A 16,175-nucleotide genomic window follows, 5' to 3' on the forward strand; every position below is an offset into this window, starting at 1 on the left:
TGAGAAACAGGCGGCATCATGTCGTGACGTGCAGCAGCGCGTCGTGCCAGTCCTGCGCGAAACGGTCGATATGAAAGCGCTCCAGCGCCGTGCGCCGCGCGCCTTCGCCGAGCCGCCGCGCTTCGCCGGGATCGCGCAGCAGCGCGAGCATCGCGTCGACGAGCGCGTCGACGTCGGTATGCACGAAGCCGTTTTCGCCGTTGCGGATCACGGTGGCGAGCTCGGTCGTCGCGAGACCGACGATCGGCATGCCGATCGTCATCGCCTCGACGATCGCAAGGCCGAGACTGGTCCAGCGGATTGGATTGAAGAAAAACCGGTAGCGCGCGCTGAACGCGGCCAGATCGAGATTGCCGATTTCGCCGATGCCGTCGAGCCGCTGCGCGTCCATGCCGACGAGATCGAGCGGCACGCGCGTGCGCGTTTCGCTGAAGACGTCCGCGCCCAGCCGCCGGCCGCGCTGCGCGAGATGATTGACGACCACGATGCCGCGCTGCAACTCGCCGCTGTAGCGAACGCCGTCGGGCACCACGACGCCATGTTCGATCACGCGCGTCGGCGTGACGCCGCTGTCCCACATCAGCCGGTTAAAGTGCGTCACGTGAACCAGCAGCGTGCTGGGGTCGTCGACCCAATGCCATTGCTGAAACGGGTTTTCCTGCGGCGGATCGTGCTCGACGTAGACGCGCGGCAGTCGTTGCTGCGCGGCGCTCAGCACGTGCTCGCGGTCGTGCTCCCAGTGCGTGCGATGCTGGTACAGCACCACGTCGAATTCGTGATTGGCGACGTCGTCGATCGCGATCTCATGCACGTTGTCGCCCCACGGCAAGACGCCGACCTTGCCGGCATAGCCGGGCGGATGGCCGGGTTTCGTCACCAGGTAGAAATCGTGCGGCGTCTGGCTCAGGTAATACATGTAGTTGCCGTGCACGTGCCAGGTCAGCACGCGCAGCCGGCGGCAATTACGCAGCATGGTGCAGATCCTCGTAAGACAGCGAAACGGTTTCCTGATGCAGGCTCCCGGGTGCGCCCGGTTGCGCGCCAGGCGCGCGCGCAAGCTGTTCGCGGGCGGTCTCGACGACACGTTCGACGCTGATGTTCAGCGCGCACGGATGACCGTAAGGGCAGTCGCGGAACATGCACGGACGGCACGCCGGATAGTCGGCCAGCACGCGATGCCGCGCATGATCGAGCGGTGCCCAGCGCCGCGTGTCGCTGCCGCACGCGATAACGACCGACCCGGTCGCCATCGCCGCGGCGATGTGCGAGATACCGGTGTCGTTGCAAATGACGAGCCGCGCATGCGCGACGAGCGCAGCCAGTCCGCCGAGCGACGTCGCGCCGGCCAGATGCAACGCGGGTGCGCTCATCGCGCCGAGCACCGAACAGGTCAGTGGCGCTTCGGCGGCTGTGCCGGTGATCGCGATTTGCCAGCCGTCCGCGGCGAGATGGTCGGCGACGGCCGCGAAGCGTTCGGCGGGCCAGCGGCGCGATGACAATTGCGAGCCGGGGTGAACCAGCACGAGCCGCTCGTCTTCGATGCCGTGATACGCGCACAACGCGGTGTACTCGTCGAGATCGACCTCGGTGAGTGGAATCGTCAGGCGCCGGTCGTGCGCCTGCGCGCCGAGCGCGCTCATCAGCGCGAGATAACGCTCGGGTTCGGTCAATGCATCGGGCCAATCGATGAAGCAGCCTTCGCGCGGCGCCTCGTCCGGCTGCACGAAGCCGGCGTCGGCACGCGCGCCGAGCCGATGCAGCAGATCGTTGGCGACGCCGCCGCTGCCGTGCAACTGGATAGCCAGATCGAAACGCCGGTTGCGCATCCGCGCGAAGAACGCGGGCAAGCCGTCGTTCGACTCGGCCTGCTCGGGAAACCCCACGGCGCCCGGAAATAAGATCAGTTCGTCGATGAGCGACGCATAGCGTTCGACGAACGCGTGCGCCCACGGCAGTCCGATCAGCGCGATATGCGCATCCGGCGCGGCCGCGCGCAGCGCGCGCAGCGCGGGCACCGCGCACAGCATGTCGCCGAGTTGCAGCGCGCGAAACACGACGATACGGCGCGGCGCGAGCGCCGCCAGCAGCGAGGGTGCGGTCATGGAAAGAACACCTTGAAACGGATGGCGCCATAGAGCCGCCAGTAGATCGACAGGAACGGAATCGGGATCGACGTCCAGATCATTTCGGCGACGTGGCGCCAGCCGTGGTTGCGCCCGCGCAGGCGCCGCGCGCAGAAATGGCCGGTCAACGCGCACCACGCGACCAGACCCGCGCCGGCGAGCGTCGCCAGATTCGCGAGCGCACCGCCGATCGCGAGCAACGCGGCGATGAGAATCGCGTAGTACAGCAGCGGCGGCCGCGAGCGGATGCGCGTTCGAAACAGCTCGGGATGCTTGCGATAAAGCAGCGCGTCGAACTGGCTTTTTTTCTGCTGCGCGATGCTGACGCCCCAGCGTGCAGGCCGCACCGGATGCACGACCACTGCGTCGCGGGCCCGCACGATCTGGCCGCCGGCGGTAAGCAGCGTGAACTGCAGGTCCGAATCCTCTCGCCACGCCGACGTGAACCGTTCGTCGAAGCCGCCGGTCGCGACGAGCGCCTCGCGCGTGACGAACACGTTCGCGGTCGCAAACTCGGCACGCGCGAGGCCGCTCGCGTCGGCTTCGTAGTCGGTCGGCAGATCCGGCAGTTCGGGCAGCGGCACGACGATCCGGCCGGCTGCCGCCGCGGCACCGGAAGCGAGCGCCGCGACGCCGGCCGTCAGCCAGTGCCGATCGGGCAGCGTGTCGTCGTCGGTGAAGGCGATCAGCGAAGCGCGCGCATACTGCCAGCCCGCATTGCGCGCGCCGGCCGGCCCCTGCGTTCGCGCGACCGGCAGGTAGCGCACTTCCAGTCCGCGCGGCGCCTGCTCGCGCGCGAATCGTTCGACGCAGGCGCGCGTGGCGTCGTCGGGACCGTCGTCGCAGACCACGATCTCGTAGCGGTATGACGCGAACTGCTGCGCGCACAGCGCGGTGAGGCAGTTCGCGAGCATCTCGGGACGGCGGTAGGTGGGCACGACCACCGATACATCGGGCCACGACGGCGTGCTCTGCGAGCGGCCAGTTTCCTCGGCATCCTCGCTGCTATATCGCGTTGCCACGCCGCCATGCAGTGGCGCCGGACACATGACCGACGCAGTCATAGACCGCCCCCTGTCTTGTCGACGAGAAATGGACCGATCACGAGCGCGTCGAGCGGCGAGGTCCAGAACGACTCGACCGCGTCGCGTGGCGAATTCACCATCGGCTCGCCGCGCGTGTTGAACGACGTATTGACGAGAATCGGCACGCCGGTGCGCTGCTTGAACGCGGCGAGCAGGTCGTAGTACAGCGGGTGCTGCGCGCGGCTGATCGTCTGCACGCGCGCGGTGCCGTCCACATGCCGCACGGCCGGAATGCGCGCGGCCTTGTCGGCCCGCACGTCGAAGATGAACAGCATGAACGGTGCTGTTTGACCATCGACGAACCATTCATTGGCTTCCTCTTCCATGACGACCGGCGCGACCGGACGGAAGTCCTCGCGATCCTTGATCTCGTTGAGCTTCGCCTGCATATGCGGATCGATCGGCGACGCGAGGATCGAGCGCGCACCGAGCGCGCGCGGCCCGAATTCCGTGCGGCCCTGATACCAGCCGATTACCTTGCCTTGCGCGAGCAGATCGGCGCTCTCGCCGGCGATATCGTCGAGGCGCCGGTAGGGTACTTTTGACCAGCGCAGAAACTGCTCGATTTCCGCGTCGCTGTATTCCGGCCCGAGGTACGCGTGATCCATTTTCCAGTGACGCTCGCGGTCGCCGCGCGCGGCACGCTCGCGATGATCGGTCCACAGCGCCGCGCCGAGCGCGGTGCCGGCATCGCCGGCCGCCGGTTGCACCCACACGTCGCTGAACGGGCCCGCATCGCGCACCTTCGAGTTCATCACGCAGTTCAGAGCGACACCGCCTGCCATGGCGAGCCGGCTCAAGCCGGTCTGCCGATGCAGCCAGTGCGCGAGTTCCAGTACGGTCTCCTCGAGCACGCGCTGCAACGAATTGGCAATGTCGAAGTGGCGTTGCCCGAGCGGGCCGCCGCGTTGGCGCGCGGGACCGAAGCGCTCGGTCAGACGCGGCGCATCGACGGTATAGCTGCCGTCCTGCCGATAGCGGACGATCTCGCGGAATACGTCGACATAGGCCGGCTTGCCGTACGACGCGAGCGCCATCACCTTGTACTCGTCCGAGGAGTGCAGGAAGCCGAGCCAGTCGGTCACCGCTTCATACAGCAAGCCGAGCGAGTGCGGCAGTTCGACCTGTTTCAGACGCCTGTACTCGCCGCCGACGAATTGGCCCATGCTGGTCGTCACACCTTCGCCGCGGCCGTCCATCGTCAGCACGGCGGTGTCGTCGAACGGCGCGGCGAGAAACGCGCTCGCCTCGTGCGCGAGATGATGCTCGACGAAGTGCCATGCGAAGCCGTGCCCGCGGTCCACACCCTGGAAGCGCTTGCGCAGATGATGCGGCGCGCCGTCGAGCAGCTGGCCCTTCGCGTTGGCGATATAGCTGAGAAATAGCGGATCCCACGGCGACGCGGACGGATTGTCGGGACGCGTGCCGGCCGGATCGAACGGTAGCTCGATCGTCGCGCCCGGCTTCTTCGGCATGCCGCCGAACAGCGTGGGGTCGTACGAGTAAGCGACGTGATCGATGTCAGCGAGCGTGATGCCGGCGGCTTTCAGGCAGTAGTCGATCGCGTCGAACGGCAACTGCCAGGTCGAGAACGGCACCGGACGTTTCGCATGCTTGACGTGCGTGAAGCGTTCGTCTTCGGCGGCGGCGAGCACCACGCCGTCGCGCAGCAGCGCGGCCGCGCTGTCGTGATAGACCGCATTGATTCCGAGTGTATACATGGCGTTGGCAGTGGGAGTGGGTTCAGGGGAGCGTTGGCTGATCCGTCAGCGACAGCGATGGTGCGCTCGTGCTATCGGTACGACCGGTGCGAGAGCCGGTGCGCTCAGGCACATCGCGACGCGGGGCACGTGCAGATGCGTGCCGCAATTCGAGTGCCGCGTGTACGACCTCGTCGGCCGGAACGCCGAGCAGGCAGGCGTGATGTCCTTGCGGACACGCGCTGCGATAGCACCAGCGGCATTCGACGTCGCGATACAGCACACGTTGCGGCGTTTGCCACGGGGTGTGCTGAGGGTTGGTCAGCGCGTAAAGATCAACGACCGGCGTGCCGAGCGCGGACGCGACGTGCACGGGGCCGCTGTTGTTGGAAACGAGCACGCTTGCGCGTTCGAGCAGCGCGGCAAGTTCGGCGAGCGTCAGCGCACCGCTCAGGTCGTATAGCCGCGCGTGCACATCAGGCGCGGCCGCGCGCATCACGGTCTCGACCAGCGCACGCTCGCTCGCGCCGCCGGTCACGAGCACGGGGGCGCCGGTTTCGCGCGCGAGCCGTGTCGCGACTTCGCCGAAACGCTCGGGCGGATAGCGGCGCGACGCGGCGGTCGCGCCCGGATGCAGCACGATGCACTCGGCGTGGCGAGAGATACCGAGCGTCCTCAGCTTCGTGGCGAGCGCCTCGCGCGCGGCGGGCGGCACGCGAAAGCGCATGCCGGTGTCACTCGTTTGCGCGCCCACGTGACGCACCAGATCGAGCTGGCGTTGCACCTCGTGCCGCATGCGCTGCTGCGGTTCCGGTTCGCGCAGCCAGTCGGTCAGAAGCGCGTACGGATTCTCGCGGCAATGCGCGAGGCGGCGCGGAATCCCTGCGAGGTAACACAGCATCGCGGCCGGCAACGGGCTCTGGCTATACACGGTAAAAATCACCGCTGCGTCGAAGCCGCCGCGTCGCAACCGGTCCTGCATGCGGTGATCGTCGAGCAAATCCCGTGTCACGCTCGACGCGGGCGCGACCCACGGCGCGTCGTATTCGATCACGTCGTCGACGTCATCGAGAAACGGCGCGAGCGCGACGCCGCTGCGCGATGCGAGCAGCGTGATATGGCGATCTTCGGCGGATTCGCGCAGCGCGTGCAGCGCGGGCGTCGTCATCAGCACGTCGCCGAGATTGTCGAGGCGCACGCACAGAATCCGTTTGACGTCGTCGCCCCAGCACACCGGCTGCGACGTGTCGGACACGCGCGCATGAGCCAGACTGGGCGGTGCAAGTGGCAGAGGTGCGTTCACCGCAGCGCCTCCTTGCGGCGCGCCGCCGGGCCCGGTGGCAGGCCGTACGACACGACGCGTTGTGCGGCCTCGTGCAGACCCGTGGCGCGCGCGCTCGGCACGCGCCGCGGGCCGGTTCGCCATTCGGTCTCGTGGCCGTTGTCGAGCAGGATCGTCCGACAGCCGGCGCGATTGCCCGCTTCGACATCGTCGAGAATGTCGCCGATGAACCAGCTGTTGGCGAGATCGAGTTCATGCTCATCGGCCGCGCGCAGCAGCATGCCAGGCGCGGGCTTGCGACAGCCGCAGACGATCGCGTAACGCGCGACGTTGCCCTGGGGATGATGCGGGCACCAGTACACGCCGGCGAGCGTGGCGCCGCACTCGGCAAACATCTGCTGCAACCGGTGTTCGACGTCGAACAGCGCGACGTCTTCGAATTTGCCGAGCGCGACGCCGGACTGGTTGCTAATGACGAACAGCGCATACGGGTAGGCGGCGAGCAGCGCGAGCGCTTCGCGCGCGCCCGGCGCAAACCGCATCAAGGCGGGATCGGCGTTGTACGGCACGTCTTCGAGCAGTGTGCCGTCCTTGTCGATGAACACAGCGGGTAACGTCATGATGGTTCGTGATATGCGCGAGCTTGGATCGAGAGTCGGAAAAAAGGCGCGCCGCAGCAGCTGGACCGGCCGCGGCGAGTTCCAAATGCGCACGCCGCGCGCGTTCGCGCGGCGTGCGCCGTCGTCAACCGAACGACGCTCCGGCTGCCGCCCGCAGCGGTAGCTGCGCCGGCTCGAATGTGGTGTCGAGCGATACTCTGGCGGGAGCGAGCCTTGCCGCGCGCGCATAGAGTTGCGCGAGCGCTTCGCTGACGCCGCTCCACGTGAAGCCGGTCCGCGCCCGGTCGAGGCCAGCTTCGCCCATCCGCCGCGCGAGCGCGGGGTCGAGCCGCAAGCGGTCCAGACGCGCGGCGAGCGCGACCGGATCGCGCGGCGGCACGAGAAAGCCGGTCACGCCGTCGACCACCGAATAGCGGATTCCGCCGACATCGGCGCCGATCACCGGCGTCGCGCAGGCCATCGCCTCGACCGGCGTGATGCCGAACGGCTCGTACCATGGCGTGGTCACGAACACGTCGGCGGCGCTGTAGAAGTAGCGCAGCCGCTCGCGGGCGCGCCGGCCGACGAAGCAGGTCTCCTGCGCGACACCGCATTCGCGCGCGATCTCGCGCAGGCGTGCGATCTCCGGCGTGGCGATTTCGTTCGGCGCGTCAGAATTGCCGCCGACCACGTACAGCCGCGCTGACGCGTCGAACCTTTGTTTAAGCACTCCGACGCCGCGCACAACGTTGTCGATGCCTTTGCGCTGCACGAGCCGGCCCAGCTGCAGCACGATGAATTCGTTCTGGTGCCAGCCGAGCGCGTTGCGTGCGACCGAGCGATCGATGGGCCAGAACTCCTCGGCATCGAAGCCGCACGGCACGGTCTCGATCCGCGCCGGGTCGGCGCGATAGTGTTCGAGCAGATCGGCTTCGTCCTGCGGACATTCGGCAACGATCACGTCCGAGCGTGCGACCAGTTCGTCTTCGATCGCGAAGCGCTCGTCGGGGAAGCCGTCATCCGCGCCTTGATGGATACGCCTCACGCGGCCGAGCGCATGAAAGGTCGTGACGAGGGGCACGCCGAGCACAGCCTTCACGTGCAACGCGGCGCGGCCGGACATGAAGAAGTTCGCGTGCATCACGTCATAGGGCACTGGCTCGCGGCGAAAGAACGCGATCAGAAATGCGGCGAACTCGTCCATGAACGGCAGCAGCTGCTCCTTTGGCAATTGCCGCGGCGGTCCAGCGGGCACGTGAATCACGCGCGCGCCGTCCATATCGACGCACTCGGGCACCAGTGCGCGATCACGGCGCGTGAACACGTCGACCTGATGGCCCATTTCCACCAGCTGACGCGCGACGTTCGCGACGTAGATGTTCTGCCCGCCGCTATCGACGCCACCGGCGACAGCGAGTGGCGACGCGTGTTCACTGATCAGGGCGATCTTCATTGGCACTCCTTCCTGAGGGTCGCGGTATTCGATATTGAGGATTCGTTCACCGGCCGGGAGCATTCGCTGTGCCATTCGTTTCCTGCGGTGCCGGAAGGCGACACAAGCCTCAGTTCGAACGGACGATGGGCTGTGGCGTGCCCTTTTTGGTGCTGAGAGAAGCACTGTGGCGTTCCCTGTTTCTACATACGGTCATGTAACTTCGAACCGCTCATGCCGCGCCGGTACTAGCATGGGTGGAGGACTGCACGCGATGAACAGGTAAGCGGTGCATGTCAAAACGGCTACGCACAGGTCATTTTTTGCCTACCGCCGGGCGCGTCCCTTGCTCGACGCCACATCTGTGCGACACTTTTTTCCGGCCGCGCCAAGACCCAGGATCTCATGCCGAATTCCGCCCCGCCGCCTCGCTCCGAACTGACGCGCCGAATCGTCGGCGATCTCGCGCATGCGGTATGGCGTTATCGCTGGCAGACCAACGGGGCGCTCGCGCTGATGATCGCCGCGCGGCTCGCGACCGTGCTGATGCCGCTGACGCTGAAGCACATCGTCGACGAACTGAGCCGTCCGCTTGCGCATGTGGCGTTTCCGGTGTTCCTCGTGCTCGCCTATGCGCTGTTGCGCTTTCTCGGAGACGCGCTGAACGAGGCGCGCGACGTCGTGTTCAGCATCGTCGTGCAACGCACGGTCGCGGCGCTGACCGAGCGGACTTTCGCGCAATTGCATCGGTTGAGCGCGCGCTTTCATGCGCGGCGCGAGACCGGCGCAATTGTGCGCGACGTGCAGAAAGGCGCCGACGGCATCGGTTTTCTGCTCGGCACTGCGCTGTTTACGATCGTGCCGACACTGTTCGAGATCGCGGTGATCGTCGGGATCATGGTGCACAGCTACGCGCGCGAGTTCATGTTCGTGATCGTCGCGACCTTCGTGGTGTACGCGGCTTATACGTTCGTGTTCACGCGGCGGCGTGTCGCGTTTCAGCGCGCGGTCAATCTGCTCGAAGCGCAATCGGACGGGCGGCTCGTCGACAGTCTGCTGAACTACGACACGGTCAAGTACTTCGCGACCGAAGACAGCGAAACGCAACGGCTCGGCGAGGTGCTGGAGAAGTGGGTGCACGCGCGGATCGCGAACCAGAACGCGTTGACCGCGTTGCACGTAGGGCAGAGCGCGGTGATCGCGCTCGGGGTGGCGGGGGTCATGCTGCTCGCCGCGCAGCACGTGGTGGCAGGCAGCATGAGCGTCGGCGATCTGATTCTGGTCAATGCTTACCTGATCCAGGTCTGCATGCCGCTGAACACGCTCGGATTCGTGTTTCGGGAGACCAACGACGCGCTCGTCAACGTCGAGCGCATGTTCGTGATTCTGGCGGCGCACGGCCGCGTCGGTGAGGATCTCGATGCGCGCGACGCGCAGCCGCTGAACGTCGGCGCGGGGCTGATCGAGTTCGAACACGTCGATTTCGGCTACGACAGTGCACGCCAGGTGCTGCGCGACGTCGACTTCCGCGCGTATCCGGGCAAGACGCTCGCGGTGGTCGGCGGCAGCGGCTCAGGAAAATCGACGCTAGTGAAGCTGCTGTTCCGCCTTTATCGGCCCGAGCGCGGCACGATCTGTATTGACGGGCAGGATATCAGCAAGGTCACGCAGCGAAGCCTGCGCGAGGCGATCGGCATCGTGCCGCAGGACACCGTGCTGTTCAATGAAACGATCGCCTACAACATTGCCTATGGGCGGCCGTCGGCGACGCGCGCAGATGTGGTGCGCGCGTCGCGGGCCGCGCAGCTCGACCAGTTCATCGAGCGCTTGCCCGATCACTACGACACGCGCGTCGGCGAGCGTGGCGTGCGGCTGTCGGGCGGTGAGCGCCAGCGCATCGCGATTGCACGCGCGATTCTGAAGAACCCGCGGATCATCGTGTTCGACGAGGCGACCTCCGCACTCGACACGCGCTCCGAGCGCGCGATCCAGACGGAGTTGACGCGCCTCGCACAAGGCCGCACATCGATCGTGATCGCGCACCGACTTTCGACGGTCGTCGACGCGGACTGGATTCTGGTGATGGAGCATGGCCAGGTAGTCGAGCAGGGCACGCATCGCGAGCTGCTCGCGCGCGAGGGCGTGTACGCGAAGATGTGGTCGCTGCAATGGCACCAGGGCGAACTCGAGCACGCGCAGCGCCGGCTGACCGCTCGATCGGTCAGCGTCAGCGCATTGGCGGCGGGTGTCATCGATGCGTTGCACGACGAAATCGCCCAGCAGCGCGTGGTCGTCTACGCGGAGCCGTCCGACGACGAGCTGCGCGTGACCGGCGATCCGAGCGTGCTGCAACCGCTGATTGCCGAGTTGGGCCGCAACGAGATCGCGCAGGCGAGCCCGGGACAGCGCATCGCACTGCGCGCGACGCGGCACGGCAATCACGTGTGGTTCAGCGTGCTCGGCATGGGCGACAAGCCGGCCGAGCTATCGCAGTCGATGGCGCGGCATATGGAAAGCGCGCTGGCGGCCGCGGGCGGCAGCTTCACGCTGACGCCGCTGAATGGGCGGCTCGCCTATGTGGCGATGCTGCCGCTGCGGCCGGTGGCGGATGCGCAGCAGCCATCGGCGCCGGTGCCCGCGGCGCCGGATGCGGCAGATCCCGCTCCGCTCGATGGCCTGTTCGTGCTCGTGATCGACGATCAGGAAGAAGCGCGCGACGCGCTCGAAGCAGTGCTGAGCACGAGCGGCGCGCAAGTGCGGCTGTTCGCATCGGGCGCCGAAGCCCTGGACTGGCTGCGCGGGACGGACCCAGCGCAATGGCCGCACGTGCTGCTCTGCGATCTGATGTTGGTCGGCGAAGATGGCTACGATGTGTTGCGCCGGCTGCGCGAACTGGAAACTGCGCGGCCGTCGTTACAAGGCAGGCCACTGCCTGCGATCGCGTTGACCGGCTACGCGGACGCACTCGACGAACAGCACGCGCCCAGCGCTGGCTTCGATGCACATTTGCACAAGCCAGTGCCGCCCGCAGAACTGATCGCCGCGATACGGCGACTCGCGCATATGCCATCGCATACGGACACCTAGTCGCCTCGATAAAGGAGCTTGCCGGTCAGGCCTATGTCGAGGTCTCAGGACGGCGCGTCGAACTTACCCACGGTCGTCGTGGCGGACGCATCGAGATTGCGCTCGGCCGCATGCACGCGGGCCCGCAACCCGAGGATCGACCGTGGGACGACCCGCCGTCGCGGCGCGGTCCATGCGAGCCCGGCCAGTAAGTTGATGCCGTCGCGCACAAGCGCGCCTTCCCGCGCAAACACGTCGAGCGCGCGCAGCGTCGCGCGCAACGCTTCGCCCAACGGCAGACGCAGCCATGCGACCCAGGCCGCGTTACGCGCGAGCATGCGAGCCCGCAACGCGCTGTCGCGCACCGGCGACGGATGATGATGGAGCGTTAATTGCTCGCAGTAGACGATCGCATGTCCGGCTGCGAGCACGTCGAGCGAAACGAGTGCTTCCTCACCGCCGATGAAAAGATGCGGCTCGTAGCCGCCGACATCGCGAAACAGCGCGGTGCGAAACACGCATGCGCCCGCCATATAGCCGATCAACGAGGGGCCTGGCAGGCCGGCGCGCCCGAGCGGGCTCGCGCGCATCAACGTGCAGGTCGGATCCGTCGCGTTGTCCGCGCCGACGGCGACGCGCGCATTCAGCACGCCGACGCACGGCCATCCATCGAGCAATTGCACCGCGCATTCGAGCGAACCGGGCTCCCACCAGGTGTCGTCGTCGCAGAACGCGACATAGTCGGTCTCGACGCACGCGAGCGCGTGGTTGCGGCCGGCCGCGCCGAGATTACCTTTGCATTCGACGACACGAACACCCGGGAAGCGCGCTTGAACGAGCGTGACCGTGTTGTCGGTGGAGCCGTTGTCCGCGATGATGATCGGCGGGTTCTCGGGTAACGCGAGCAGACGTTCCAGGGTGGTGAGCAATTCGCCCGCACGGTTATACGTGAGAACGACGATCGAAATGCGCGGGTGGGTGGCTTGTCTTTGCATTCTGGGCGATCGCTTTGACGGTTGGACTGCGATCGCGACGCAAGCCCTGTGCCCTCCATCACGCGCTTTGCGCAGAGAGACCCGATTCGTCGCGGCCAAGCTGCCAATAGCGTTCCGGCGAAAAGAGGCTTGCCTGTCCTTCGGGACCGAATGCGCGCAATTGGCTGCAATACGCGTCGAGTGCCGCCCGCTTCATGCGTTCGTGTTGCGGCGTGCCGGGCACAGCCACCGCCCGGGGCGTGTCGGCGACGTAGCCACGTTTCGCGAGCTCGCAGAGGCGCGCTTGCACGACGCCGGGATTGCGTCGGTAGGGCACGTCTTCATAGGCGATGAACGGCGTGGCTGGCTGACTCTGCATCAGCGCAAGACAGGCATTGGCCACCAGAACATGATCCGAATGGAACAGGCCCAACGGTATCAGGACCAGCGTGGGTCTTGCACGAGAAAGAGTCTGGCTCAACGCTGTGATCAGTTCGTCCGCACCGGGCGATGTGTGGTATTGAGCGTCGCGAAACAGCAGATGCACGGGCATCGCCGACAGTAGGCCAAGCGCCTCCCGGTCTTCCTCCTGACGTGCCCGCATCGCTTCGAACGCGTCGGCGAAACCGGACGCGCGGTCCCAATCGGTCGTCATGTTCTCTGTGGGCGGCGCGGTGAAGACCGTGCAGACGACCGCGCCTGGATGCGCGGCGATCAGAAGTCCGCAACCGAGGACCGCATCGTCGAGGTGCGGTGAAATGACGAGTAGACGCTGGTTCGAATCCATACCGGCGGACAGCAAGCTGCGTTCCGCCGTCGCGCGCGCACAGGGTCGGTGCTGGAACAGCGCTTGCTCGCTGTTGGGTTCTAATATCGCTTGCCACTTCAGCCATGAGTCCCTCTGCCAAACCGCCCGATCATGTACGCACCGTCGAAGTCCGGAAAGGTCAGGTAACCGAAGCGATGTCGCGCGAAGCGTTTCGAGAGCGCTTCATGGCTCGCTTCTACGATCCGGCCTTTCGCGCGGAAGACGAATCGCTCGCACGGCTCGAAGCGATCGCGTGGGACGCCTATTCGCACGGCCGCAAGGCGCCGGTGACGGAAAAGGCCGGCCCGGGATTCGCCGACCCGGACTACGATCTGTCGGTCGAATGGCGCGCGGCGAGCGAGCGGATCAAGGCGGCGCAAACGCGTCAGCGCGATCCAGCAACGCGTTCGCGCGTGCTCGTGATCAACGCGTCCTCGCGGAACGACTACACGTGCCCCGGCGAGATGTCGAAGAGCTTCCGGCTCGCGAAGATCGCGCAGCAGGCGCTCGAACGCCGGTCTTGCGACGTCGATTTGCTTGATCTGTCGCGCCTGAACTCCGATCGCGATCTTCATATACATCCGTGCAAAGGCTGCGTGTCGACCGCGATGCCGCTGTGTCACTGGCCATGCAGCTGCTATCCGAACCACTCGCTCGGGCTTGTCAACGACTGGATGAACGACATCTACGAGCGCTTTGCGGCCTGTCACGGCGTGCTGATCGTGACGCCGGTCTACTGGTATCAGGTGTCCGCGCCGCTCAAGCTGATGATGGATCGGCTCGTGTGCGCCGACGGCGGCAATCCCGATCCCACCTCAACGCACGGCAAGAAGCCGGACGAAGCAAAGCGTCTCGAACTGGCCGGCTGGGACTACCCGAAACATCTGGCGGGTCGCGCCTATGGCGTGGTCGTGCATGGCGACGTCGCCGGCATCGAGGACTCGCGCCGGGCGCTCGCCGACTGGCTCGAGTGGATGGGCTTCGTCGAATCGGGCGCGAAATCGCGGCTCGATCGCTATATCGGCTATTACGAGCCCTATGCGACCAGCCATGAAACGCTCGATCGCGACGAGGACATGCAGCAGGAAGTCGCCAACGTAGCGGAAGCCGTCGCGACCTGCGTCGAGCAGATCCGTGGCGGGCGCAAGGAGCCGGACCACAACCTCGGCACCCCGCGCGCCAAATGATCTGCAACTCACATAGGAAGGGCAAAGCATGACGAACGGCGAAGCGACGAGCCCGCGCACGCAACGGCGCCGGCTCGGAGGATGGCTGCCGCGCGAGGAAGCTCATCTCGCGCGCTATCGGACAGAGCTGGCCGCTAAAGCGTGCGAACGTGCGCGCACAGCGCCACGCACGCGCGCCGTCGAAGAACTGGCGGCGCTGATCGAAGGCGATCCGGTGCTACGCATGGATATGACGCGGGCCATCATGCAGGCGCAGCAGGCGGGTTACGTGCTCGGCTACGCATCGGTCGACGAACTGATGACGATCTTCGATTACCTGATGACCTACGCGCCGCCGTTCAGCGAATCCGATCTGATTCATTGTCCGTTGAATGCGGTGCTCGACTGGCCGATGTGCATGCCGTCCGGCTATGCACTGTTTCGCGACCCGGCACTCAACGCGCAGCTCAAGCATGTGCTGAACTGCTGGTGCGGTTTCCTGAGCGGCCCGCATTCACGCGAGCATTTGAACACGTCGTCGCCCGACGGCTGGTTCAGCCCCGAGGCCGATAAACGCATCGGCCTCGCGCAATTCGTCTGCGATCCCGAGCGGGCGTATTGGGGCTGCACGTCGTGGAACGATTTCTTCACTCGGCGCTTCCGTCCCGGCATGCGGCCCGTCGAGGAGCCGGACAACGACAGGTTGATCGTCAGCGCGTGCGAGGCGACGCCGTACAACGTGCAGCACGGCGCGCAACTGCGCGACACGTTCTGGATCAAGTCGCAGCCGTATTCGCTGGAAGACATGCTGAGCTCGCGCGAGCGCGAACTGGCGCGGCGCTTCGAGGGCGGCTCGGTGTATCAGGCCTTTCTGAGCGCGTTCAACTATCATCGCTGGCATGCGCCGGTCAGTGGGGTGATCGCGCGCGCGTACGCGGTGGATGGCAGCTACTATTCGGACGCCGATAGCGAAGGCGAAGACCCGAGCGGGCTCAATGATTCGCAGGGCTACATCACCGCAGTGGCGGCGCGCGCGGTAATCGTGATCGAATGCGACGATCCGGCGGTGGGGCAGGTGGCGTGCGTGTTCGTCGGCATGGCGGACGTATCGTCGTGCATCATCGAGGCGCCGCCTGGGCAGCGTGTCACGAAAGGCGACGAACTGGGGTTTTTCCAGTACGGCGGATCGACCTGCTGCCTCGTGTTCGCGCCGGGCGTGATAGACCGCTTCGTCGTCGAACCACCTTTCGACGACAAACAGCCGCCGATCAAGGTCAACGCGGCCGTTGCGAGAGTCGCGTCACGCAACGCGTCGCCGTCAGCGTCGCAAAGCAACGGATAGACGCGTTGCGCTCCGCCGTGCGGCGGGTTCAACCGCGCAGCCGCGCGAAAATACTCAGCAGGTCTTCGAGAATCACCGGTTTTTCAGGTGGGCGTCGAAGCCCGCGTCTTCAGCCGCGCTGACGTCCGCCTGCTGGCCAAAGCCGCTGACCGCGATACAGATCACGGACTTCATCGCCGGCATGCCGCGGAGCTTGCCGATGAACTCCATGCCATCCATGCCCGGCATGCCGATGTTGCGCTGCTGGCATCCTGAAGAGAAGAACGGGAGGCCGCCCGCCCGGGCGGCCTCGCCGTCAGGATTCAAGCTCACCCGCGACGATTTCGTCGCGATAGCACCAGATCCACGTTTCGCCGGGCTCGATTGAACGCACCAGCGGATGGCCGGTCGCGTGAAAATGCTTGCTTGCATGCCGGTTGGGCGACGAATCGCAGCAGCCGACGTGTCCGCAAGAAAGACAAAGCCTCAAATGTACCCACGGCTGGTTGAGCTTCACGCAGTCCTCGCAATAGTCGATGGACGTGTGGAGAATCCGGGCTTCGCCCAGGTGCGTGCAACCAGGCGTCATGATTGTGCTCCTCGGACAGGTGCGCGCAGA

Annotated in this window: 14 protein-coding genes; 3 read left to right on the plus strand and 11 right to left on the minus strand. The window is 66.1% G+C overall.

Going from position 1 to position 16,175, the window contains the following annotated elements; genetic code table 11:
* Window positions 1-16: 16 nt before the first annotated feature.
* The 7 genes from EVC45_RS28390 to EVC45_RS28420 all read right to left on the minus strand — a co-directional run bounded on the left by EVC45_RS28390 (window position 17) and on the right by EVC45_RS28420 (window position 8,242).
* Window positions 17-973 carry a glycosyltransferase family 4 protein gene (locus EVC45_RS28390; protein ID WP_129961514.1) on the minus strand — a complete coding sequence of 319 codons (957 nt, stop codon included), beginning with the start codon at window positions 971-973 and terminating at the stop codon, window positions 17-19.
* Window positions 963-2,102 carry a glycosyltransferase family 9 protein gene (locus EVC45_RS28395; RefSeq protein WP_129961515.1) on the minus strand — a complete coding sequence of 380 codons (1,140 nt, stop codon included), beginning with the start codon at window positions 2,100-2,102 and terminating at the stop codon, window positions 963-965. The genes EVC45_RS28390 and EVC45_RS28395 overlap by 11 nt, the downstream gene beginning before the upstream one ends.
* Window positions 2,099-3,187, minus strand: coding sequence for a glycosyltransferase family 2 protein (locus EVC45_RS28400; RefSeq protein WP_129961516.1), 1,089 nt, complete (start codon window positions 3,185-3,187; stop codon window positions 2,099-2,101). The genes EVC45_RS28395 and EVC45_RS28400 overlap by 4 nt, the downstream gene beginning before the upstream one ends.
* Complete coding sequence (locus EVC45_RS28405) at window positions 3,184-4,929, minus strand: carbamoyltransferase C-terminal domain-containing protein (RefSeq protein WP_129961517.1); 1,746 nt, start codon at window positions 4,927-4,929, stop codon at window positions 3,184-3,186. The genes EVC45_RS28400 and EVC45_RS28405 overlap by 4 nt, the downstream gene beginning before the upstream one ends.
* A gap of 22 nt (window positions 4,930-4,951) precedes the next feature.
* Entirely contained in the window at window positions 4,952-6,211 is a 1,260-nt protein-coding gene (gene waaF / locus EVC45_RS28410; RefSeq protein WP_129961518.1) for a lipopolysaccharide heptosyltransferase II, read from the minus strand.
* A complete protein-coding gene (locus EVC45_RS28415) occupies window positions 6,208-6,810 on the minus strand; it encodes an HAD-IIIA family hydrolase (RefSeq protein ID WP_129961519.1) in 603 nt (200 codons plus the stop codon). Before EVC45_RS28415 ends, waaF begins: the two co-directional genes overlap by 4 nt.
* Window positions 6,811-6,934: 124 nt before the next feature.
* The gene (locus EVC45_RS28420; RefSeq protein WP_129961520.1) at window positions 6,935-8,242 is read right to left on the minus strand and encodes a glycosyltransferase family 1 protein; all 1,308 of its coding nucleotides are present in this window, start codon (window positions 8,240-8,242) and stop codon (window positions 6,935-6,937) included.
* 384 nt (window positions 8,243-8,626) lie between these two features.
* On the opposite strand from EVC45_RS28420, the gene EVC45_RS28425 reads away from it, so the two are divergent.
* Complete coding sequence (locus EVC45_RS28425; protein ID WP_129961521.1) at window positions 8,627-11,308, plus strand: ATP-binding cassette domain-containing protein; 2,682 nt, start codon at window positions 8,627-8,629, stop codon at window positions 11,306-11,308.
* A 44-nt stretch (window positions 11,309-11,352) separates the two neighbouring features.
* Here EVC45_RS28425 and EVC45_RS28430 read toward each other — a convergent pair whose 3' ends face one another.
* Together EVC45_RS28430 and EVC45_RS28435 are read right to left on the minus strand one after the other, a co-directional pair.
* Window positions 11,353-12,282: a glycosyltransferase family 2 protein gene (locus EVC45_RS28430; protein ID WP_129961522.1), complete on the minus strand. Its 930-nt coding sequence runs from the start codon at window positions 12,280-12,282 to the stop codon at window positions 11,353-11,355.
* Window positions 12,283-12,340: 58 nt separating this feature from the next.
* Window positions 12,341-13,048, minus strand: a complete 708-nt coding sequence (locus EVC45_RS28435) for a PIG-L deacetylase family protein (RefSeq protein WP_129961569.1) — start codon at window positions 13,046-13,048, stop codon at window positions 12,341-12,343.
* A 176-nt stretch (window positions 13,049-13,224) separates the two neighbouring features.
* Here EVC45_RS28435 and EVC45_RS28440 point away from each other — a divergent pair, with 176 nt between their 5' ends.
* Entirely contained in the window at window positions 13,225-14,256 is a 1,032-nt protein-coding gene (locus EVC45_RS28440) for a flavodoxin family protein (protein ID WP_129961570.1), read from the plus strand.
* Between the two features lie 28 nt (window positions 14,257-14,284).
* Window positions 14,285-15,577 carry a phosphatidylserine decarboxylase family protein gene (locus tag EVC45_RS28445; protein WP_129961523.1) on the plus strand — a complete coding sequence of 431 codons (1,293 nt, stop codon included), beginning with the start codon at window positions 14,285-14,287 and terminating at the stop codon, window positions 15,575-15,577.
* A 72-nt stretch (window positions 15,578-15,649) separates the two neighbouring features.
* On the opposite strand, the gene EVC45_RS28450 is transcribed toward EVC45_RS28445, so the two are convergent.
* On the minus strand, window positions 15,650-15,883 hold the full coding sequence (locus tag EVC45_RS28450) for a hypothetical protein (RefSeq protein WP_248295287.1): 234 nt from the start codon (window positions 15,881-15,883) through the stop codon (window positions 15,650-15,652).
* Complete coding sequence (locus EVC45_RS28455) at window positions 15,873-16,145, minus strand: UBP-type zinc finger domain-containing protein (protein WP_129961524.1); 273 nt, start codon at window positions 16,143-16,145, stop codon at window positions 15,873-15,875. Before EVC45_RS28455 ends, EVC45_RS28450 begins: the two co-directional genes overlap by 11 nt.
* Window positions 16,146-16,175 lie beyond the last annotated feature (30 nt).

Source organism: Paraburkholderia sp. UYCP14C (assembly GCF_004197395.1).
In the GTDB taxonomy this organism is placed as follows: Bacteria; Pseudomonadota; Gammaproteobacteria; order Burkholderiales; family Burkholderiaceae; genus Paraburkholderia.